This window comes from Mesorhizobium sp. M4A.F.Ca.ET.022.05.2.1, assembly GCF_003998845.1.
In the GTDB taxonomy this organism is placed as follows: Bacteria; Pseudomonadota; Alphaproteobacteria; order Rhizobiales; family Rhizobiaceae; genus Mesorhizobium.
The window spans coordinates 1-20,752 of record NZ_RZOJ01000014.1 but is presented as its reverse complement, the minus strand read 5'-3'; the positions used below and the strand labels follow the sequence as shown (position 1 = coordinate 20,752).

The 20,752-nt window shown below is 63.9% G+C and carries 18 protein-coding genes; 12 read left to right on the top strand and 6 right to left on the bottom strand.

Annotated features, from left to right (window positions below):
* Positions 1-33 precede the first annotated feature (33 nt).
* From EN745_RS03455 to EN745_RS03425, 7 genes are all read left to right on the top strand, one after another.
* The gene (locus tag EN745_RS03455; protein WP_127282471.1) at positions 34-315 is read left to right on the top strand and encodes a DUF4242 domain-containing protein; all 282 of its coding nucleotides are present in this window, start codon (positions 34-36) and stop codon (positions 313-315) included.
* A 16-nt stretch (positions 316-331) separates the two neighbouring features.
* The gene (locus tag EN745_RS03450; protein ID WP_127404755.1) at positions 332-865 is read left to right on the top strand and encodes a hypothetical protein; all 534 of its coding nucleotides are present in this window, start codon (positions 332-334) and stop codon (positions 863-865) included.
* A gap of 85 nt (positions 866-950) precedes the next feature.
* Positions 951-1,193, top strand: a complete 243-nt coding sequence (locus EN745_RS03445) for a DUF1127 domain-containing protein (RefSeq protein ID WP_127420547.1) — start codon at positions 951-953, stop codon at positions 1,191-1,193.
* A gap of 104 nt (positions 1,194-1,297) precedes the next feature.
* On the top strand, positions 1,298-2,890 hold the full coding sequence (locus EN745_RS03440) for a peptide chain release factor 3 (protein ID WP_126056785.1): 1,593 nt from the start codon (positions 1,298-1,300) through the stop codon (positions 2,888-2,890).
* A gap of 190 nt (positions 2,891-3,080) precedes the next feature.
* The gene (locus EN745_RS03435) at positions 3,081-3,845 is read left to right on the top strand and encodes a class I SAM-dependent methyltransferase (RefSeq protein WP_189362941.1); all 765 of its coding nucleotides are present in this window, start codon (positions 3,081-3,083) and stop codon (positions 3,843-3,845) included.
* Between the two features lie 76 nt (positions 3,846-3,921).
* Positions 3,922-5,532 (top strand): glycosyltransferase, encoded by a 1,611-nt coding sequence (locus EN745_RS03430; RefSeq protein ID WP_127420545.1) that lies wholly within the window; start codon positions 3,922-3,924, stop codon positions 5,530-5,532.
* Positions 5,529-7,061: a glycosyltransferase gene (locus EN745_RS03425; protein ID WP_127420544.1), complete on the top strand. Its 1,533-nt coding sequence runs from the start codon at positions 5,529-5,531 to the stop codon at positions 7,059-7,061. The genes EN745_RS03430 and EN745_RS03425 overlap by 4 nt, the downstream gene beginning before the upstream one ends.
* A gap of 153 nt (positions 7,062-7,214) precedes the next feature.
* Here the strand turns inward: EN745_RS03425 and EN745_RS03420 are convergent, their stop codons facing one another.
* Positions 7,215-7,682: a VOC family protein gene (locus tag EN745_RS03420; protein ID WP_126056781.1), complete on the bottom strand. Its 468-nt coding sequence runs from the start codon at positions 7,680-7,682 to the stop codon at positions 7,215-7,217.
* Positions 7,683-7,939: 257 nt separating this feature from the next.
* Between EN745_RS03420 and ilvD the strand changes: the two genes are divergently transcribed.
* The gene (gene ilvD, locus EN745_RS03415; protein ID WP_127420543.1) at positions 7,940-9,784 is read left to right on the top strand and encodes a dihydroxy-acid dehydratase; all 1,845 of its coding nucleotides are present in this window, start codon (positions 7,940-7,942) and stop codon (positions 9,782-9,784) included.
* A 10-nt stretch (positions 9,785-9,794) separates the two neighbouring features.
* On the opposite strand, the gene EN745_RS03410 is transcribed toward ilvD, so the two are convergent.
* Together EN745_RS03410 and EN745_RS03405 are read right to left on the bottom strand one after the other, a co-directional pair.
* Complete coding sequence (locus EN745_RS03410; protein WP_126056779.1) at positions 9,795-10,235, bottom strand: hypothetical protein; 441 nt, start codon at positions 10,233-10,235, stop codon at positions 9,795-9,797.
* Between the two features lie 84 nt (positions 10,236-10,319).
* Positions 10,320-12,074, bottom strand: coding sequence for an ABC transporter ATP-binding protein (locus EN745_RS03405; protein ID WP_127420542.1), 1,755 nt, complete (start codon positions 12,072-12,074; stop codon positions 10,320-10,322).
* A gap of 174 nt (positions 12,075-12,248) precedes the next feature.
* On the opposite strand from EN745_RS03405, the gene EN745_RS03400 reads away from it, so the two are divergent.
* On the top strand, positions 12,249-13,529 hold the full coding sequence (locus tag EN745_RS03400; protein WP_126056777.1) for an amidohydrolase family protein: 1,281 nt from the start codon (positions 12,249-12,251) through the stop codon (positions 13,527-13,529).
* Positions 13,530-13,611: 82 nt separating this feature from the next.
* Entirely contained in the window at positions 13,612-14,535 is a 924-nt protein-coding gene (locus tag EN745_RS03395) for a DMT family transporter (RefSeq protein ID WP_127404748.1), read from the top strand.
* Positions 14,536-14,553: 18 nt separating this feature from the next.
* On the opposite strand, the gene EN745_RS03390 is transcribed toward EN745_RS03395, so the two are convergent.
* The gene (locus tag EN745_RS03390; protein ID WP_126056775.1) at positions 14,554-15,456 is read right to left on the bottom strand and encodes a phosphotransferase family protein; all 903 of its coding nucleotides are present in this window, start codon (positions 15,454-15,456) and stop codon (positions 14,554-14,556) included.
* A gap of 110 nt (positions 15,457-15,566) precedes the next feature.
* On the opposite strand from EN745_RS03390, the gene EN745_RS03385 reads away from it, so the two are divergent.
* Positions 15,567-16,199 (top strand): methyltransferase domain-containing protein, encoded by a 633-nt coding sequence (locus EN745_RS03385; RefSeq protein ID WP_127420541.1) that lies wholly within the window; start codon positions 15,567-15,569, stop codon positions 16,197-16,199.
* A gap of 4 nt (positions 16,200-16,203) precedes the next feature.
* On the opposite strand, the gene EN745_RS03380 is transcribed toward EN745_RS03385, so the two are convergent.
* Both EN745_RS03380 and EN745_RS03375 read right to left on the bottom strand, forming a co-directional pair.
* Entirely contained in the window at positions 16,204-18,645 is a 2,442-nt protein-coding gene (locus EN745_RS03380) for an FAD-dependent oxidoreductase (RefSeq protein ID WP_127420540.1), read from the bottom strand.
* The gene (locus tag EN745_RS03375) at positions 18,642-19,529 is read right to left on the bottom strand and encodes a phosphotransferase family protein (RefSeq protein ID WP_127420539.1); all 888 of its coding nucleotides are present in this window, start codon (positions 19,527-19,529) and stop codon (positions 18,642-18,644) included. Before EN745_RS03375 ends, EN745_RS03380 begins: the two co-directional genes overlap by 4 nt.
* Positions 19,530-19,925: 396 nt before the next feature.
* Here EN745_RS03375 and EN745_RS03370 point away from each other — a divergent pair, with 396 nt between their 5' ends.
* Positions 19,926-20,705, top strand: coding sequence for a DeoR/GlpR family DNA-binding transcription regulator (locus EN745_RS03370; protein WP_127420538.1), 780 nt, complete (start codon positions 19,926-19,928; stop codon positions 20,703-20,705).
* The last annotated feature ends 47 nt before the right edge of the window (positions 20,706-20,752 follow it).

Sequence of the window (20,752 nt, the reverse complement as noted above, 5' to 3'; positions counted from 1 at the left end):
GGCATTTGAACCCAAGATGAGGAGATTACGGAAATGCAGAAGTACATCATCGAACGGGACATTCCCAAGGTCGGCACCTTCGAGCGCGAGCAGCTTCGCGACGCGTCCAAGGCGTCGAACGCCGTGCTCGCCGAACTTGGTCCGGAGATCCAGTGGGTGGAGTCGTTCGTCACCGACGACAAGACCTTCTGCGTCTATCTCGCCAAGGACGAGGCGATCATCCAGCGCCACGCCAAGATGAGCGGCTTCCCGGCGACGAAGATCACGCAGGTGAAGCGCCTGTTCGATCCGACGACGGCGCACGCCAGCGCCTGACGGGGAGGAACGGGTGGTGAAACTCTTCGCAAACCTCGTCCTCGGCCCGGCGCTGTCCGGCGCCATCTGGGCATCCGCGTTCGCCTGCGGCACCGCGGATGCGCATGATACGCCGGATCCGGTGCTGAACCGGTCTCGGGAAATGGCGGCCAGGTACGTCAATATCGAGGTCGCCAAGGCCGAAGGCTACCAGCAACTCTTCGAATGCACGACGCATGACGAGCACGGCACGATGGGGGTCCACTTCATCCATCCGGTCCGTGCCGGCGATGGCAAGCTCGTGCTCAGCGAGCCGGACGTGCTGACCTACGAGCCGGAGCCGGACGGCTCCATGCAGCTCGTCGGCATGGAGTACATCGTCTTCGAGAAGGACTGGAAGGGCAAGGGCGTTCCCGAGTTCCTCGGCCGCACCCTGCAGCGCAAGACGACCGTGGGCGTCCATCCGGTGGAGCCCTACTACGAGCTGCATGTCTGGCACTGGCGGCACAATCCGGCCGGCATGTTCGCCGACTGGAACCCCTATGTGAGCTGCGCCAACGATCAGTCCTGACGCAGCCAAGACCCGGCACCGCATCGGGAGGGTCATTGCATGGCCCTCCCGATCTGCCATCGTTCAAACAGAAGGAAACACGACAATGTCATCCCTTGAAGAACTGGAATTCACCGTCGATCGGCCCTTCGGCTGGCGCTTCTTCGTGACGGCCATCGATCGTTTCGGCGTCGGAGCCTTCGCCCGCATCATCCGCATTCGCAGGGACCGGGCGCGGCTTCACGAATTTCCGGACCACCTGCTGCGCGACATCGGCATTGATCGCTCCGAGATCGCGTTGGTCACCCGCTACGGCAGCAAGGATGGTCGCGGCTGGCTGTGGAACTGATCTGCGCGGCCGATTTCCGGTCGCCTCGGACCGATCGGCCCGAAACTGTCGACAGGCCGGAAAAGCGCTGCTAGAAGCCCGCGCCACAGACAGGATTCCACGACTTGGCAGAAGACATCGAAAACGCGGTATCGCGCCGTCGCACCTTCGCGATCATCGCCCACCCCGACGCCGGCAAGACCACGCTCACCGAAAAGCTGCTCTTGTTCGGCGGCGCCATCCAGCTTGCCGGCGAGGTCAAGGCCAAGAAGGACCGCATCCAGACCCGGTCCGACTGGATGAAGATCGAGCGCGAGCGCGGCATTTCGGTCGTCACCTCGGTGATGACTTTCGAGTATGACGACAATGTCTTCAACCTGCTCGACACGCCCGGTCACGAGGATTTCGCCGACGACACCTACCGCACGCTGTCGGCGGTCGATTCCGCCGTCATGGTCATCGACGCCGCCAAGGGCATCGAGCCGCGCACGCTGAAGCTGTTCGAGGTTTGCCGCCTGCGCGATATCCCGATCATCACCTTCGTCAACAAGATGGACCGCGAGAGCCGCGATCCGTTCGAGATCCTCGACGAGATCGAGCAGAAGCTGGCGCTGGACACCGCCCCGGTCACCTGGCCGATCGGCCGCGGCAAGACCTTTTCGGGCACCTATCACCTGGCGCTGAACGCAGTGCGTAAGAGCGACGACGAGAAGGAGCGCACGCCGGTCAACGGCCCCGATTCCAACCGCGTCGCCGGTCTCCTGCCGGAGAACGAGCGCAACGACTTCATCGAGGAATTGGAGCTGGCGCGCGAGGCCTGCCGCCCGCTCGATATCGACGCCTTCCGCGAGGGCCATCTAACCCCGGTCTATTTCGGCTCGGCACTGCGCAATTTCGGCGTGCGCGACCTGATCGAGGCGCTCGGCGCCTTCGGGCCGCCGCCGCGCGCGCAGGAGGCCGACAGCCGCAAGGTCGAAGCGACCGAGGAGAAGATGACCTCCTTCGTCTTCAAGATCCAGGCCAACATGGATCCCAACCACCGCGACCGCATCGCCTTCGTGCGCGTCTGCTCCGGAAAGCTGGAGCGCGGCATGAAGGCCAAGCTGGTGCGCACCGGCAAGCCGATGAGCCTGTCGGCGCCGCAGTTCTTCTTCGCCCGCACCCGCGTTACCGCCGACGAGGCCTTCGCCGGCGACGTCGTCGGCATCCCCAACCACGGCACGCTGCGCATCGGCGACACACTCACCGAAGGCGAAGAAATCCTGTTCCGCGGCGTGCCCAATTTCGCGCCGGAAATCCTGCGCCGGGTGCGCCTCGGTGATGCCATGAAGGCCAAGAAGCTGAAGGAGGCGCTGCACCAGATGGCCGAGGAGGGCGTCGTGCAGCTGTTCTCGCCCGAGGACGGCTCGCCGGCCATCGTCGGTGTCGTCGGCGCCCTGCAACTCGACGTGCTGAAGGAGCGGCTGAACATCGAGTACACATTGCCGGTCGATTTCGAGATGTCGCGCTTTTCGGTCTGCCGCTGGATCTCGGCCGACGACAGGGCCGAGGTGCAGCGCTTCGTCGAAGCGCATCGCGGCGACATCGCCCGCGATCTCGACAATGATCCGGTCTTCCTCGCCCAGCACACCTTCTCGCTCAACTACGAGGCCGAGCGCTGGAAGGCGATCCGCTTCGCCGCGGTGAAGGACTATCAGGTCCGCGACAAGGCGGCGTGACGGCGGGTCCCTTGGCGCGCCGACACGATGCCAGGCCGGTCACGGTCCCCATATGCGCAAAAACAAATACTTGGAGCAGGTCGACGATTCTGTCGGATGTTCTGGGATTTCCATTGTCATCTGATCGGTCCATAACAACCGCGGTGCATCGCCGAAGCGCGATGCTGTTGTGATGCGAAGGGGAGGTTTCGTGTTTTCGACAACCGGGAGTTCAAACCAGGGGCCCGAAGCAGCAGCCCCGGAAATCCAGCTCCCTCCGCCGCGGTTGCGTTACAAGGTCACGGGCACCGACGCCAGCGACTGGTTCGTGGAGTCGGGGGCAAAGTCCTTGCGCGATCTGGAGCGGGCCTTGGCGTCCATCCGAAAGTCGTACGGGGATTTCAACGATATCCTCGAGTGGGGTTGCGGCTGCGGCCGCATCTTGCGGCATCTGCCCGTGCCCGCCTTGCCTCGCAAGCTGTACGGAAACGAGATCGACGCCGAAGCGATCGAATGGGTTTCGGCGCATATGCCGTGGATTGAGACGAGCCTTACGCAAGGCCTGCCTCCGCTTCCATACGGCGATGGCTCATTCGACCTGATCTTCAACCACAGTGTGATGTCGCATCTTGATGCGGACTACCAGGATGCCTGGCTTGCGGAGTTGGCGCGCGTCCTTCGCCCGGGTGGTGTTGTCACGCTCACGGTTCACGGACAGCATGCATTCGATCAGTTTTTCGGAGGGATTCCGCCGGAGTCGCCGCTTCGCGAGCAGGTTGCCGACATCTTCTATACACGAGGGCTTTTCTTTACCAAGGATGACCAGTGGGGCGCTGACTTCCCCGACTTCTACCACTCCGCCTTCCACAGCGTGCGGTATGTATTCGATCATTGGTCGAAATTTCTGCGTGTCTGCCAGTATATCCCGCGTGGTGCGCTCGATTATCAGGACATGGTGGTTCTAGAAAAGCTGTAGTGATCGATCTCTTTCGGCAACAGCAACAACCGGCAAGCGCAGGCAGGCCGACGCAAACTCAGGAGAGTCCGATAGTATGAGCAGGCGGGAAGACGCCACCCTATCGGCGGGCTACGACAGTTGGCGGCAATCCAGGCTGGCCGAAAGGACGGCGTTGGCCGGCCAGCAGCGCACGTGGAATCACTTGATTACCGTGTTGATCCATGACGCGGCTTCGGCGAGCCGCGAGACCCTGTCGCATACGCTCTCTTCGCTGCTTGGTCAGACCTATCGCAATATCGAGATCGTGGTTGCCGGTGTCCACGAGATCGACTTGCCGGATGTGGACGACTTTACAAGCCTGCGTGGCCTGTTCGCGGAGCCGACGCTCGATGCGCTGAACCTGTTGTCGGATCCGGCGCACGATCATCTGTGGCGCGGCAGTCATTTGGGCTTCGCGGCCGCTGGCACGACGTTCGATACGGATGCCTTCGCTCTCCTGAATCGCATGCTTTCACCGTTGCGCGGGACACCGATGCCGGACCTGATCGTCTGCGATCACGATCGCCGCGATGCCGGGGCGGTCCCGCAGCCTTGTTTTCTGCCAGGCTGGGACCCTGATCTGATTGTTTCAATGGATTATGTCGGCACGGCCTTCATGGCTTCGCGAAAACTCATCTTCTCCCGGCGCTCGGCCGAGCGCCCGAATTCCCTGCACGGTTGGCTCCGTACCCTGGCGAGTGGGCCTCTCGCGGTCGGTCATCTCACCGAGACCGTCATGCATCTTCCCACTGCTTTGCCGCGTCCTTCGGCGGAACCAGCGGATATGCGTCTCCCTCGGCCTCGGTCCGTGGCGATCGTTATTCCCAACCGTGACCAGCCCAAACTGCTGAAGCGTTGCGTGGGGTTTGTGAAAGCCTTGGAGAACCTTTCGCCCGAGCTCGTCATTGTGGATCACGCAAGCACCGACCCGGCTACGCTGGCACTCTACGCGGAACTCCAGGAGAAGCACGGCGCCCGTATCGTCAGGGTCCATGGCCGCTTTAATTTCTCTCGCATGGTCAATATGGGCGTGGCGGCCGCGACCGCGGACGTTGTGGTCCTGTTGAACAATGATGTCGAGATCACACACCCTCGTCAGTTGGAATTGATGGTTGCGCACGCCATGCGCCCCGAAGTCGGTGTCGTCGGAGCCCGCCTGTTGTACCCGGATGGCTCGGTGCAGCATGCGGGCATTGTTCTGCAACCCGGCTCGCACAGCGAGCATCCCGTGCTGGCGCAGCATGTGTTGCGAGGCGCGCCGGGAAATGCGGACGGCTATCTGCATGCCATGCGCACCGTGCGTAATTATCAGGCCGTGACGGGCGCCATCGTCGCCTCGCGGCGAACCGTTTTCCATGAGATCGGCGGGTTTGATGAGGTCTGCCTGCCTGTTGAATACAACGATGTCGACTATTGTCTGCGTGCGCGGCTGAAGGGCTTCAGGGTCATTGCGCTACCGACAGATGGGATCATCCACCGCGAATCCGCGACGCGAGGTTCCGAAGCCACGCCTGAGGTGCTGAGGATGCGTATCGCGAGCATGCGCCTGATAGCGGAGCGTTGGCGCGAGGCCGTGGATCAGGATCCCTTTTGCAATCCGCATGTAGATATGGGCGATCGGCCGCAAGCCGGATTTCCGTGGACTGACAGGGTGGGCAATCCGTGACGATCAAGGATTTTGCGCGAAGGGTCGTTCGCTACGTTCGGCGTGCCGTCCTGTCGCGGCGGCAGCAGATGCAGGGGGTGCTGGGCATCGAATGGGAGCATCGGCATCTTCAGGCATTGGCCGAGCTGGCCGGCGTCTTCGACCCGGAGTGGTATTTGACTGCCCACAAGGATGTCGCCATGAGCGGCATCGATCCGTTCGCGCACTATATGAACCATGGCTGGCGCGAACGGCGGAAGCCGGCGAACGGGATCGATATCGAAACCTATGCCGCTCTGGCTCCTGGGTTCCGGCCGGGCCACGACAATCCGATCGCGCACCTTTTGCGCAACGGCTTCGAGGACCCCCATCTCAAGGCGGTGCGGACGAAGCTCACCGAGCATAGGGTCATCCCCTTCCCGCGAAATCTAGAGGACGGCCTGTGCGTCAGCGGATATCTGTGCTCCGAGATTGGACTGGGCCAGGCGGCACGTAACATTGTCTATGCCTGCGACGCGGCGCGTCTACCCGTTTCGTCTCGCGCCCTTGCTTTGCCAGGGCGCGAGAACGACGCCGAATTCGCAACCAAGTCCAACCCCGTGGTCGACCGCAAGGCTCAGCTCGTCGTTACCGGTCTCGCGGCCACCGAGCATTATCGCCAGGACATCGCGCCCGGCCGGTTGAACATCCTGTTTCCGTTTTGGGAGCTCGGAAGGATCCCGCGGGAGTGGCATGCCGCGATCCGTGATTTCGACGAGGTGTGGGCGCCTTCGCGCTTCGTGGCGTCCGCCTTCGATGAACTCTCAGGCATAATCCTGAAGCACGTGCCGCAGCCCGTGCGGCTCCCGTTGCATGTGCCGGCACCCCGCTCCGACCGCGCAACGCTGCGCTTCTTCACCTATCTGGACTTTGACTCCTACGTCGCGCGCAAGAACCCTCAAGCCGCGGTTAACGCCTTCCGCGCCGCCTTCCCATCGGCGAAGCGTGATGTCGAGCTCATCGTCAAAACGCGCGGCGAGCGCGATGAAGGGCTGCGGCAGTGGCTTGGCGACATGGCCGCGCAAGACGACCGGATCCAGATTGTGGACCACACGCTTGATCGCATGGGCGTGGATTCGCTGATGAGGGGATGCGACGCGTTCATCTCGCTCCATCGCTCCGAAGGCTTCGGCTTTGGCGCCGCCGAGGCGCTCGCGGCCGGAAAGGCTGTGGTGGCCACCGACTATGGCGGCACGACCGACTTCATCAATGAACTGACCGGATATCCCGTCGCCTATGCCTTGGAGCCGGTTCGCCACGGCGAATATGTGCAGACCAAAGGTCAGGTCTGGGCGACGGCGAACGCCGACGCCGCAGTCGAGGCCTTGCGCATGGTCTACGCTTCGCCCGGGGATGCCGAGGCGCGTGCGCGGCGCGGCTTCGCGTTCCTGAAGGAGCAGCAATCGCTCGTCGTGGTTGGCCGGCGTATTGCGCAAATCCTTTGGGAACATGGTCTGATCCAGCAACCGACCGGGCCCGACACAACAGTGCCGGCCGGCCGTTCTTCGTAGCGGCTGGGGCAAATTCCAGAAAAATCGTGAAACGGTTGGGCTCGCCGACTTCGCCGTAGCCTTGCGCCCGCAATTGCGTCAAACAAAGAGATGGTTCTCCGTTCCGTGAAACGGTGAACCACTCTCGAGCTGGAGCGATCGGCCTCGCGCGGTTCAGCCCCTGGCTGCCGCTTCGATCTTGGCGATGTCGATCTTGCCCATCTGCATCATCGCCGACATTACGCGGCCGGCCTTGGCCCTGTCCGGATCCTGAAGCAGCCGCGGCAACTGCTCCGGCACGACCTGCCAGGACACTCCGAACTTGTCTTTTAGCCAGCTGCATTGGCCGGGCTCGCCGCCCTCGGTGAGTCTCTCCCAGAAATAGTCGACCTCTTCCTGCGTCTTGCAGTCGATCGACTGCGAAATCGCCTCGTTGAACTTGAAGTAGGGGCCGCCATTGAGCGCCTGGAACGGCACGCCGTCGAGCTCGAACGTGGTCAACAGCACTTTGCCCTCATCTGCGTGCCCCTCGGGCCAACGCATAACGCTCAGCACCTTTGAATTCTTGAAGATGGAGACGTAGTGGTTCATCGCCTCTTCGGCCTGGCCGTCGAACCACAGGCAGGTGGTGATCTTTTGCATGTCTTGCTCCTCTGGGCTGGTTTTCTGAAGGCTGCTTCACCATGAAACGGCTGACCAGGCGTTTGGTGCCTTAGTCCCTGCCGTTGGCCCAAGGACGGTCGAATCGGGCGCGATCCGACAGCACCGTGCGATTTTTCTGGCGAAACCTGGCGCATCGCAAAAGCGTGGCCAGACCAGCCGACGACGTATATAAGGCCTGCGGCTCAATTCCGGCTTTCCGCGCCCTCCCGACGCGATATGACATTAAGGACAGGTCAATGCCCGCCTATCGTTCCCGCACCACCACCCATGGCCGCAACATGGCCGGCGCCCGCGGCCTGTGGCGCGCCACCGGCATGAAGGACAGTGATTTCGGCAAGCCGATCATCGCCGTGGTCAACTCCTTCACCCAGTTCGTGCCAGGCCATGTCCATCTGAAGGATCTCGGTCAGCTGGTCGCGCGCGAGATCGAGAAGGCAGGCGGCGTCGCCAAGGAATTCAACACCATCGCCGTCGATGACGGCATCGCCATGGGCCATGACGGCATGCTTTATTCGCTGCCGTCGCGCGAGCTGATCGCCGACTCCGTCGAATACATGGTCAACGCGCACTGCGCAGACGCCATGGTCTGCATCTCCAATTGCGACAAGATCACCCCTGGCATGCTGATGGCCTCGCTGCGCCTCAATATCCCGACCGTCTTCGTCTCCGGCGGGCCGATGGAAGCCGGCAAGGTGGTGCTGGCCGGCAAGGCACAGGCGCTCGACCTCGTCGACGCCATGGTCGCGGCCGCCGACGACAAGATCTCCGACGAGGACGTCAAGGTCATCGAGCGCTCGGCCTGTCCGACCTGCGGCTCCTGCTCCGGCATGTTCACCGCCAATTCGATGAACTGCCTGACCGAGGCGCTCGGCCTGTCGCTGCCCGGCAACGGCTCGACGCTCGCCACCCACGCCGACCGCAAGCGCCTGTTCGTCGAGGCCGGCCATCTGGTCGTCGATCTCGCCCAGCGCTACTACGAGCAGGACGACGAAAGCGCGCTGCCGCGCAGCATCGCTTCCAAGGGCGCGTTCGAGAACGCCATGGCGCTCGACATCGCCATGGGTGGCTCGACCAACACGGTGCTCCACATCCTCGCCGCCGCGCATGAGGGCGACGTCGACTTCACCATGGAAGACATCGACCGTCTGTCGCGCAAGGTGCCGGTGCTCTGCAAGGTGGCGCCCGCCAAGTCCGACGTGCACATGGAGGACGTCCATCGCGCCGGTGGCATCATGGCCATCCTCGGCCAGCTCGACCGCGCAGGGCTGATCAACCGCGATCTGCCGACGGTCCACACCGCGACGCTCGGCGAAGCGCTCGACCATTGGGACATTTCCCGCACCTCCGCTGCGAACGTGCGCGATTTCTTCCTCGCCGCTCCCGGCGGTGTGCCGACGCAGGTCGCCTTCAGCCAGGACCGCCGCTGGGACGAGCTCGACCTTGATCGCGAGAAGGGCGTCATCCGCTCGGCTGAGACGCCTTTCTCCAAGGACGGCGGCCTTGCCGTGCTGAAAGGCAATCTGGCCCTCGACGGCTGCATCGTGAAGACCGCCGGCGTCGATGAATCGATCCTGAAATTCACCGGTCCGGCCCGGGTCTTTGAGAGCCAGGATGCCTCGGTCAAGGCGATCCTCGGCAACGAGATCAAGGCGGGCGATGTCGTCGTCATCCGTTATGAGGGGCCGCGCGGCGGACCCGGCATGCAGGAAATGCTCTACCCGACCAGCTACCTGAAGTCGAAAGGCCTCGGCAAGGCTTGCGCGCTGATCACCGACGGCCGCTTCTCGGGCGGCACGTCGGGTCTGTCGATCGGCCATGTCTCGCCGGAAGCCGCTGAAGGCGGCGCGATCGGCCTGGTCCGGGACGGCGACAGGATCGAGATCGACATCCCCACCCGCACCATCCGCCTTGCCATCAGCGACGCCGAGCTCGACGCCCGCCGCGCGGCGATGGCGGCAAAAGGCGCGGATGCCTGGAAGCCGGAGGAAAAGCGCAAGCGCAAGGTGACGACCGCGCTGCGTGCCTACGCTGCCTTCGCCACCAGCGCCGACAAGGGGGCGGTGCGGGTCGTGCCGGAGTGATCGATCGAGGTTAGTGGTACTGGCCGTACCAAGGCCATTCCGCATCCGGAAGATAGGGCCAATCCGTTCGGGTTGGCAGCGATCGCTTTGCGTCCTCCGCTTGCTGCGGCGTCAGGAAGATGCCGAAAAGATCATTTCCGCCGTTCAGCGCATAGAAGCGCACGTCCGAACCGGCGAGTTGGTCGTTGATGATCTTGAAGAACACGTAGGTGGCCGTACCCCAGCTTCTGCCCTCGCTTTCCGGAACGTCCGGAGCGTATAACACGTATTCCTGCCCGGCTGCGCGCACGGCATATCTGGTCGTGTGTGTGTCGACGCTCTCCTCGATTGCGGTCGGGTTTTTCACATACTGCCGAAGCTCGGGCAAAACCTCTTGATAGGTCGTCGCCATTCCTTGTTCGGCGAGATTTTCCGCGTCGAGGTGACGCGCCTTGTCGTAGTCGAGGGCCATTGCAGGAGATCGCACGGCAAGGGTGCCCAACAAGGCCGATCGTAGAAAGGATATGAGCCGAGCTGCGCGCACAATCGCACTCCGTTATGGCATCAGCTGATACTCATAAAGTTTCTGATACACCCCGCCCTGCTTGAGCAGGACCTTGTGCGGGCCGCTTTCCACCACCTTGCCGCCCTCCAGCACCACGATCGTGTCGGCCTGGTGCACCGTTGACAGACGGTGCGCGATGACGATCGTCGTGCGCCCGACAGTGAGCTGCTGCAGCGCGTCGCGGAACAGCGCCTCCGACTCGGCGTCGAGCGCGCTGGTCGCCTCGTCGAGCAGCAGGATCTCGGCGTCGCGCAGCATGGCGCGCGCGATCGAGATCCGCTGGCGCTGGCCGCCGGACAGCAGCGAGCCGTTCTCGCCCACCTCCGTCTCGTAGCCCTTGGCCATGGCGGTGATGAAGTCATGCGCGTTGGCCGCCTTGGCGGCGGCCATCACTTCCGCGTCGGTCGCGTCCTCCCGGCCGAGGCGGATGTTGTGCATGACGGTGCCGGCAAACAGGAAAGTGTCCTGGCTGACATAGGCGATCTTTCCCCTGAGCGAGGCGAGCGTCGCATGGGAGATGTCCTGGCCGTCGAACAGCACCTTGCCGTCCTGCGGGTCGTACATGCGCATGATCAGGTTGAGGATCGTCGACTTGCCGCTGCCTGAAGGGCCGACCAGCGCCGTCATCCTGCCCGCCGCGAGCGTGAGGTTGAAGCCCTCGAAGACTGGCTGGCTTTCCGGGTAGGCGAAGCTGACATCCTCAAAGCGGATTTCGCCGGGCCCAACCCGCAGCGGCCTCGCGTCGGGCTTTTCGGCCAGGGTCAGCGGCCGGTCGGCGAGCTGGAACATCATGCGCACGCCGACGATGCCGGTCTCCAGCGAAATGCGCACGCGCGCCAGGCGCTTCGCCGGCTCATAGGCGAGCAGCAGTGCCCCGATGAAGGCCATGATGTTGCCCGGCATCTGGCCGCCCTGCAAAACCAGGAAACCGCTCACAAAGACCGCGCCGGCGATCGCCAGTCCGGCGAGCGTTTCCATCACCGGACTGGTGGCGGCTTCCAGCGTGGCTATGTTGTTGGCGCGGCTCTCGACATCGGAAACCGCCGTGTACATGCGCTTGCGCATCGCGCCCTCGAGATTGAAGGACTTCACGACACGCACGCCGACGGCCGTCTCCTGCATCACATGCACGATCTGGCCGAGCGAGCGGAATTCCATCTTGGCAATCTGGCGGACGCGCTTCAGGATCCGGTTGACGCCATAGATGGCCACGGGCCCGATGACGAAGCAGATCAGGGACAGCGCCGGCTGCTGCCAGATCATGACCAATACCAGCACGATCAGCGTCACCAGGTCCCGCACATAAGACGTGACGACGAGGTCGAGCACGCTGCGCGCGGCCTGCGCATTGTTGGTCATGCGGGTGATCAGATCGGACGACGAGGTCGCATGGTAGAATTCTATGCCTTGCGCCAGGATGCGGTCATAGATCTTGCGCTGACGGTCGGCGATAATGGCGTTGCCGACGCGGCTCATGAAATAGGCCTGGACGAAATTGGCGACGCCCTTGAGAAGGAAGATCACCGCGACCCCGACCGCGATCAGATTGACGCGGTCGAGCCTCTTATAGATCACGAATTCATTGGTGATCTCTTTCAGGATCCAGGCGCTGGCGCCGGTCGTGGCGGCAACCACCAGCATCGACAGTATGGCGGCGCCATAGCCGAATTTGTGCTCGTGGAAGGATTCCCTCACCAGCCTCGCGATGAGGCGCTGGTTTTCCGTCGAGCGGAAGAAGCGAAACAATCGGCCGATCCCATGCCTGGCTGAAACGAACTTCGGATTCGCCACGAGGGCGAGAGGCGGCTTATAGAGCGAGTTGCCGCCGGATGGAACCTTTCGCACTTGCGGAACGAAACGACCGTGGCAGGGTGTCTTTTGCGCCACGACGGCAAGCTGATTCTTCAGGGGATGACGCAGATGGATTTCGACCTCATCGTGCGCGGCGGCACGCTGCCTGATGGCAGGGTTGCCGACATCGGCATCGCCGGCGAGACGATAGCGGCGATCGAGCCCGAACTCGCCGCCAAGGCAGGGGACGTGATCGACGCGCGTGGCAATCTGGTTTCGCCGCCCTTCGTCGACCCGCATTTCCACATGGACGCCACGCTCTCCTACGGCATTCCGCGCATCAACGCGTCGGGCACGCTGCTCGAAGGCATCGCGCTGTGGGGCGAGCTGAAGCCGCTGTTGACGCATGAGGCGGTGCGGGAACGGGCGCTCGCCTATTGCGACTGGGCGGTGTCGATGGGGCTGCTTGCCATCCGCACCCATGTCGATGTCTGTGACGACCGGCTGCTCGCGGTCGAAGCGCTCCTCGACGTCAGGAAGACGGTGGCGCCCTATATCGACCTGCAACTCGTCGCCTTCCCGCAGGACGGGCTTTACCGGTCGCCGACGGCTCGTGAAAACACCATCCGCGCGCTCGATCTCGGCGTCGACATTGTCGGCGGCATCCCGCATTTCGAGCGCACCATGGCCGACGGCACGCGCTCAGTAACCGAGCTCTGCGAAATCGCCGCCAAACGCGGTCTGATGGTCGACCTGCACTGCGACGAGACCGACGATCCGCTGTCGCGCCACATCGAACAGCTTGCCTATGAGACCGAGCGGCTCGGCCTGCAGGGCAGGGTGGCCGGTTCGCACCTCACCTCCATGCATTCGATGGACAACTACTACGTCTCCAAGCTGTTGCCGCTGATCGCCGAGGCCGGCGTGTCGGCGATCCCCAATCCGCTGATCAACATCATGCTGCAGGGCCGCCACGACACGTTCCCCAAGCGACGCGGCCTGACCCGGGTGAAGGAGATGCTGGCGCTTGGCATCCGCGTCGGCTGGGGCCAGGATTGCGTGCTCGACCCCTGGTATTCGCTGGGCACCGCCGACATGCTCGACGTCGCCTTCATGGGCCTGCATGTCGCCCAGATGTCGAGCCCTGCCGACATGGCGCGCTGTTTCGACATGGTCACCAACGTCAATGCCGCCATCATGGGCCTCGACCACCTCGGGCTTGCCGTCGGCAAGCGGGCGAGCCTCGTGGTACTCGACGCCGGCAATCCGATCGAGGCCGTGCGCCTGCGCCCCGATCGCCTCTGCGTTATCGCCCGGGGCAAGGTGGTGGCGGAACGGACCAAACAGGAGACGCGCCTGTCGATTGCCGGCCGGCCGTCACAGGTGAACCGGCGGCACACATCGGCGTAGCGCCAGCCGATTCCCGGCGCTGGTCTTACCGATTGCCCGAATTCCGCTCGTCAAACCGGCTGCTTGCGTCTAGGGAGCCGGTATGGCTCCATCGCTCGCCCGCAACCTCACGATCAGGAACGTTCTCCTCGCCGGCATCCTCTTGATGCTGGCTGGCGATTTCATGTTCGCGCTGAACGATGCGATGGGCAAATGGCTGGTCGCTTCCTTCTCCGTCGGCCAGGTGGTGCTGGTCCGCTCGATCGGCGCTTTCATCGTGCTTGGCCCGATGATCGTCAGCCAAGGGCCCGGCAAGCTGTTCGATATGGAGCGGCCGGTCTTGCAGCTTCTGCGCGTTGTCGCCACCACGCTCGACACCGGGCTGTTCTATGCCGCCGTCGTCTACCTGCCGCTCGCCGACGTGATGAGCTTCTACATGGCCGGACCGATCTACGTCGCCGCGCTCTCGCATCTGCTGCTCGGCGAGAAGGTCGGCTGGCGCCGCTGGCTGGCGATCGTGGTCGGCTTCTGTGGCGTGCTGGTCATCCTGAAACCTTCCTCGGCCGCCTTCTCGCTGTCGTCGGCCTATGCACTGATCGGCAGCATCGCTTTCGCCTTCGCCATCATCCTCAACCGTCGCCTGCGCGGCACCAGCGACACCACGCTCGTCACCTGGCAGACGATCGGCACGCTGCTGGTCGGTGGGGTCTTGACCATCGGCGCCTGGCGCACACCGTCCGCGCTCGATCTCGGCGCCCTGCTGCTGCTCGGCGTCGTCTCCTGCTCCGCGCACCTGATGATCACCAGGGCGCTGAAGCTGGCGCCGGCCTCGACGCTGGCGCCGCTGCATTACAGCCTGCTTCTGTGGGCGATCGTCTTCGGGCTGGCCTTCTTCGGCGACGTGCCGAGCCCCCGCATCCTGGCCGGTTCGGCGATTGTTGTGCTTGCCGGCATCTTCATCTTCCATCGCCAGAAGGTGGTGGAGACGGTGGTTCCCCCAGAGAACGTGCCGAAGGGCGTGAACTAGGGCTCGCAGTTCTGGCGGCTAACCCTTGCGTATCGCCGCAAGGTGCAACGAGAACTCTGCCGTCTCCATCAACGCCTTGCAGCGGACGAAGCGGCCGTCGGCATAGGCGCGGAAATCGTCGACCGGATTGTTGTTGGCGAGCTGGATCAACCCCCACAGCGTCCAGAGAAGGTCGCACATGGCCTTGTAGATGACGACGCGGCCGCGCTCGGCGGGCTTCGGCGCGCGGCCGAAATAGGCGAGCATCAATTCCTCGTCCTGCGCGGCGTCGAACTTGCCTTCGACGGAGAGATCGCCGAGGTCCCAGTGCGGATCGTTCATGCCCGAATATTCCCAGTCGACGATCCACATCCGGTCGCCCGTATCGAGAAAATTCTCGCACAGCGGATCGCAGTGGCAGGCGACAATGGGAATGGGGTGGGTTGCAAGTGCCGCCCGCACGCTGTCGGCCTCCCGCACCACGTCGTGATAGCCTTCGGGCAGCGCGACATCCTTGGTCGACAGCACCTTGAGATAGTCGTCGATCATCGCAAACAGCTCGAAGCGGAAGGGAAACATCGCGCCGGATGAGTGCAGCTTGCGGAAGGCTTCCCCCGCGCGTGCCGGGCTGCCGGGCCTGGTCTTGAACTTCTCCGGCGACATCGTCTCGGCGCCGGCGACATAACGGGTCACCAGCACACCAGTTCCCGCGTCGGCATGCAGCACCTCGGGGCTGACGCCGGCCTTGGCCGCCTCGCGCGCCGCCACCGCCTCATTGGCGCGGTTGATATACTCCTCTGTGCCCTTGCCGGGGATGCGCAGGCAAAGATCGCCGGCCCTGTAGACGAGATTGGTCAGGCCGCCGAGCCGTTCCAGCGGTCCCTGGTAGCCCGCCAGCACCGGAATCGCGGCCAATGCCGCGCGTGCCTCGTCCATCACTATGCCCCCGTGTTTACCTTCACACCTTGTTTATGGAGGAACGGTTCCACAATTTTCGCCATTTGGCTATCATCCGATCAAAGTCGACTCGATCAGGCGGCGGCAACAGAAAGATGGCAGACAGCAAGCATCTTGGACCGCTCACCGCGGCCTACGCGGCGAAGCGGCCGGAAGAGGTGGCAGCACTTTACGACCGCTGGTCCGAGACCTACGACGCCGACATGTCGGCGGCCGGTTATCGCCATCCGACGATCTGCCTGGCGCTGATCGCCCGCCATCTACCGCGCGGCGCCGCGCCGCTGCTCGATGCCGGGGCCGGCACCGGCCTGATCGGCGAATGGCTTGCCATCACTGGTTACCCCGAGGTCGAGGCGCTGGATATTTCGCAAGGCATGCTGGACAGGGCTGCCGCCAAAGGCGTCTACACGGCGCTTCACTGCCTGGCGATGGGTGGACCGTTGCCCTTCGCGGACAACGCCTATGCCGGCATCGTCTCGGCAGGCGTCTTCACTTCAGGCCATGTCGGCGCCGAGGGTCTGGACGAGTTGATCCGCATCTGCCGGCCGGGCGGGGTGATCGTGCTGACGGTCAAGAACACGCTGTGGGAGGCCGGCTTTGCTAAGCGCGTCGCCGCGCTCGAGGCAGGGCGCACGGTCGGCCGCGTCGAAGAGACCGCGCCCTATGTCTCAATGCCCGGCGAGGCCGACACCGTGCCCAGCCGCGGCCTAGTCCTGCGCGTGATCTGAGGCCCTAGGCTTTGATCTTTTCCCCGGCCGGATCGTACAGCGGCTCGAGATGGATCTTTGCCGGCGTCCGCTCCATCGCCACCGCCAGCTCATAGTCGCCGGAGGCGAGAAAATCGTCGCCCACGCCGGCTGCGTCGCGCACATAGCCGTAGCCGATGTTCCTTCCCAGCGTGTAGCCATAGCCGCCGCTGGTGAGGTAACCGACCGGCTCGCCGTTGCGCAGGATGGTCTCGCGTCCGACCAGCACGATCGCGGGGTCGTCGACAGTGAAGCCGGCAAAGCGTTTCTTCAGCGCCTCGCCGGCGGCGTTCTCTAGTGCCCTTCGGCCGACGAAGTCGGTGTTCTTGCGAAGCTTCACCGCCCAGCCGAGGCCAGCCTCCTGCGGCGTGTCGTTGGGCGTGATGTCGGAACCCCAGGCGCGGTAGCCTTTCTCCAGCCGCAGCGATTCCAGCGCCCGGTAGCCGATCGGGCGAATATCGTGCGCCTCGCCTGCCGCCATCAGCGCGTCGAACACCTCGCCGGTCGCCGCGATCGGCACATGCAGTTCCCAGCCGAGTTCGCCGACATAGGTGACGCGCAACGCCTTGACCGTGTGGCCGACGATCGTGATCTCGCGCGCATGGCCGAACGGGAAGGCGGCGTTGGAGACATCCGCGTCGGTCACTGCCGACAGCACGTCGCGGGCGCGCGGCCCCATCAGTGTCAGCGTGCCGAAATCCTCAGTGACATCCTTCAGCGCCACGTCGAGCCCCTTGCCGACATGGTCCTCGATCCATGACAGATCATGCGTGCGAAAACCGGTGCCGGTAACGATGTAGAACCTGTCCTCGCCGAGCCGAGAGACGGTCAGGTCCGCCTCGATGCCGCCGCGCGTGTTGAGGAGTTGCGTATAGGTCAGCCGGCCGACCGGCTTGTTGACGTCGTTTGCGCAGATCCAGTCGAGCGCTTTCAGGGCATCCGCGCCGGTCATCTCGTATTTGGCGAAGGACGACTGGTCGAAGATGCCAACCTTCTCGCGCACATGCCGATGTTCCTCGCCGACCGCCGGGAACCAGTTCTGCCGGCCCATGGAGTAAATGTCCTGCGGCTCCACAGCGTCGGGCGCGAACCAGTTCGGCCGCTCCCAGCCGAGCTTCGAGCCGAACACGGCGCGGTGCTGCCTCAGCCGCTCATAGAGCGGCGAGACGATGCGCGGCCGGCCCGACAGATATTCCTCATGCGGAAAGCCGATCGTGTAGTGCTTGCCGTAGGCTTCCAGCGTGCGGTCGCGCACCCATTGCCGATCGCGGTGCAGGTTGGAAAAGCGCCTGATGTCGACCACCCAGAGGTCGAGCGGCGCCTCGCCGTCGACCACCCATTGCGCCAGCACCCAGCCGGCGCCGCCGCCCGACGCGATGCCGAAGGCGTTGAAGCCGGCGCCGACGAACATGTTGGCGCATTCGGGTGCCGCGCCCAGGATGAAATTGCCGTCCGGCGTGAAGCTTTCCGGCCCATTGATCATCTGCTTGACGCCGGCATGGGCCAATGCCGGCACACGCTCGATCGCCTGCGCCATATGCTGCTCGAAATGATCGTAGTCGTCGTCGAACAGCCGGAATTCCCAGTCATTGGGAACGTCGCCTGTCGTCCAGGCTTGCGGGTTCGGCTCATAGCCGCCCATCACCAGCCCGCCGACCTCTTCCTTGAAATAGGTGCGGCGGTCGGGGTCGCGTATCGTCGGCGCGTCGGTCGCCAGCCCCTCGATCTTTTCGGTGATGACGTACTGGTGCTTGACCGGCTGCAGCGGCACATTGATGCCGGCCATCGCGCCGACCTGGCGGGCCCATTGCCCGGCGCAGTTCACCACCTTGTCGCAGGCGATGTCGCCCTTGTCGGTCTTCACCGCGACGATGCGGCCGTCCTTCATGTCGAAGCCGGTGACGCGCACCTCCTCGAACAGCTTCGCGCCATGCATGCGCGCGCCCTTGGCCAGCGACTGCGTGATGTCGGAGGGGCTCGCCTGCCCGTCGGTCGGCAGCCAGGAGGCGCCGACGAGATCGCCCGTCTCCATCAGCGGCCACATCTTTTTTACCTCGGCCGGCAACAGCAATTGCATGTCCATGCCGAAGCTCTTCGCCGTCGTCGCCAGCCGCTTGAACTCGGTCCAGCGGTCGGCATTGGTGGCCAGCCTGAGGCACCCGGTCATCTTCCAGCCGGTGGCGAGCCCGGTCTCGGCCTCCAGTCCCTTGTAGAGCTCGACAGAATACTTCAGCACACGTGTGATCGAGGCCGACGAACGCAGCTGGCCGACCAGCCCGGCCGCGTGCCAGGTCGAGCCCGACGTCAGCTTGCCTTGCTCCAAGAGCACGACATCGGCCTTGTGGTCGCGCGCCAGATGATAGGCCGTCGAGCAACCGATGATGCCGCCGCCGATGACGACGATTCCGGCGTGGCCGGGCAGGCTCATGGGGTCAGCCTTCCGTATTTCGTTTGGTAGCTTTCCAGCGCCGTCGCCAGCCGCGTCAGGTTTTCCTCGGTGTAGGCGACGTAGTCGATGCCGGGCGCGTCAAGATAGAGCTCGGAGACCATGCTCCACATCGCCTCGCGCAGCAGCGAGGCGCACTGCATGGCGGCGTGCGAGCGGCGGATCGCGTCGTCCGGCTCCTTCATGAAATAGGCGGTGAGCAGGGCGAAGGATTCGTCGTCGCTAAGCCCGGCATTCGAGGCGGCGCCCGCAAGGTCGAACATCGCCGTGTTGAAGCCGGCATACTCGAAGTCGATCAGCCACAGGCGGCTGCCGTCGTCGAGAATATTGGCCGGCAAAAGATCGTTGTGGCCGAAGACGATCGGCAGCAACTTCTGCGCCCGCTCCAGCTCGTCTGCCAGCGCCAGGTAGCGGGGCAACTCGTCGCGTTTGCGGCTGCCGCCGTCCTCCAGCGTGCGTGCATAGTCGCGGATGACGTGGAACACCCAGAACATGAACCCGGCGCCGGAAATATGGCTAGGCATTTCGCGGTGGAAGCCGCGCATCAGTGCCGCGACGCGGCCGATATTGGCGCGCACGTCCTCGCCCGTATAGGTCCTGGCACCGAGATACTGCGTCACCATGATGCCCGGCTCGGAGTAGCGCACCGCCGGCGCGAAGCCCGCGGCATGCGCCGCGCGCGAGGTCATCACCTCGCGCTCGCGAAAGACGTGGTGGAACGGAAAATCCTGGCCGAAGCGCACGACATGCCGGCCGGCCCCATCCTTGACCAGATAGTTGGCGTTGCTCAGTCCTCCCGGCAGCGGCTCAATGTCGATCGTGCCGGTCCAGCAGGGCAGGGCGCGGATGCGGTCTTCAATGGTCACGGTCTATCCCTGGTTCGGCGGCGCTTCGACAAACCGCCGCAGACAGCGCGCGATGGAGATTGGTAATGCAAAATTCTCGTCGGTGCGGGACGCCAGGACCGGTATCCCGCACCGCACCGACGAGCCCCTTGGCCAGGTTTGTGACCCCGGCATCCGCCCCCGCGGATCTGAAAATTCCTTGCGCCAGGCCCATTCCGGGCTGTCTGGCCGGTCAATTGCGGTTCTGCCCCGATTTGGCAGTTCCGAGCCTGTCATGCCCTTGATCTCACGCCAGTGTTGATCGGCTGTCAATCAAAAGCTGTGACTTTTTTTGGGTGTTTTGCCCGAAAATATGAGCATTTCCTTTAAAAACGGCAGGATTGCCCTAGAATCGGTCAAAATCCTGGAAACCCATATATGATCCATTCGAAACGGCATGGCGAGATCCTGCGGCTCCTGAACGAGGAGGGCATCATTACCATCGCGAGCCTGGCCGACCGGCTGGGAGTCTCGCTGGAGACCGTTCGCCGCGATGTCAAACCGCTCACCCATGACGGGTCGATCCTGAAGATGCATGGCGCCGTCAGCCTGTCGGCGATGGCCGGCGAGGCGCCGTTCGAGCGGCGCATGCGCGAGAATGCCGACGCCAAGCGTGCCATCGCCCGCATGGTCGCCGCCACAATCCGCGACGGCGAGTCTGTCATGCTCGACACCGGCACGACCACCTCGTTCCTCGCTCGCGAACTTTTGGGCCACCGGCGTCTTACCGTCGTCACCAATTCGTCCGACATCGCCCGCACGCTGGCCACCGTCAACGGCAACAAGGTCTACATGGCCGGCGGCGAGTTGCGCAGTGATTCCGGCGCCGCCTTCGGCGTCTCGGCCATCGACTTCGTCAGCCGCTTCTCCGTCAGCCATGCGGTGATCTCCATCGGCGCGGTCGACGCCGTCGCCGGCCTGATGGACTACGATCTGGAAGAAGCGGAATTCGCCCGCATGGTGCTGTCGCGCGGCCAGCGCTCTGTGGTGATCACCGATCAAAGCAAGTTCGGCCGCCAGGGGCTGGTCCGGGTCTGCGGCTTCGACGGCTTCTCCGAACTCGCCACCGACCGGACGCCGCCGCGCGACATCGCCGCGGCGCTCGCCGAGGCCGGCGCGCGAATCAGCGTTGCGGCCGGCGAGGACGAGAGCCGGTAAGGCCAAGACAGCGATGCTGTGGGCCGGACAGCGGCCCGCTTTCCTTC

Bases quoted from the DNA above. Each gene is read 5' to 3' on its own strand.
- EN745_RS03430 (WP_127420545.1), top strand. From the start codon at position 3,922: ATGAGCAGGCGGGAAGACGCCACCCTATCGGCGGGCTACGACAGTTGG.
- EN745_RS03385 (WP_127420541.1), top strand. From the start codon at position 15,567: ATGGCAGACAGCAAGCATCTTGGACCGCTCACCGCGGCCTACGCGGCG.
- EN745_RS03370 (WP_127420538.1), top strand. From the start codon at position 19,926: ATGATCCATTCGAAACGGCATGGCGAGATCCTGCGGCTCCTGAACGAG.
- EN745_RS03420 (WP_126056781.1), bottom strand. From the start codon at position 7,682: ATGCAAAAGATCACCACCTGCCTGTGGTTCGACGGCCAGGCCGAAGAG.
- EN745_RS03410 (WP_126056779.1), bottom strand. From the start codon at position 10,235: ATGGCCCTCGACTACGACAAGGCGCGTCACCTCGACGCGGAAAATCTC.
- ilvD (WP_127420543.1), top strand. From the start codon at position 7,940: ATGCCCGCCTATCGTTCCCGCACCACCACCCATGGCCGCAACATGGCC.
- EN745_RS03395 (WP_127404748.1), top strand. From the start codon at position 13,612: ATGGCTCCATCGCTCGCCCGCAACCTCACGATCAGGAACGTTCTCCTC.
- EN745_RS03445 (WP_127420547.1), top strand. From the start codon at position 951: ATGTCATCCCTTGAAGAACTGGAATTCACCGTCGATCGGCCCTTCGGC.
- EN745_RS03400 (WP_126056777.1), top strand. From the start codon at position 12,249: ATGGATTTCGACCTCATCGTGCGCGGCGGCACGCTGCCTGATGGCAGG.
- EN745_RS03380 (WP_127420540.1), bottom strand. From the start codon at position 18,645: ATGAGCCTGCCCGGCCACGCCGGAATCGTCGTCATCGGCGGCGGCATC.
- EN745_RS03455 (WP_127282471.1), top strand. From the start codon at position 34: ATGCAGAAGTACATCATCGAACGGGACATTCCCAAGGTCGGCACCTTC.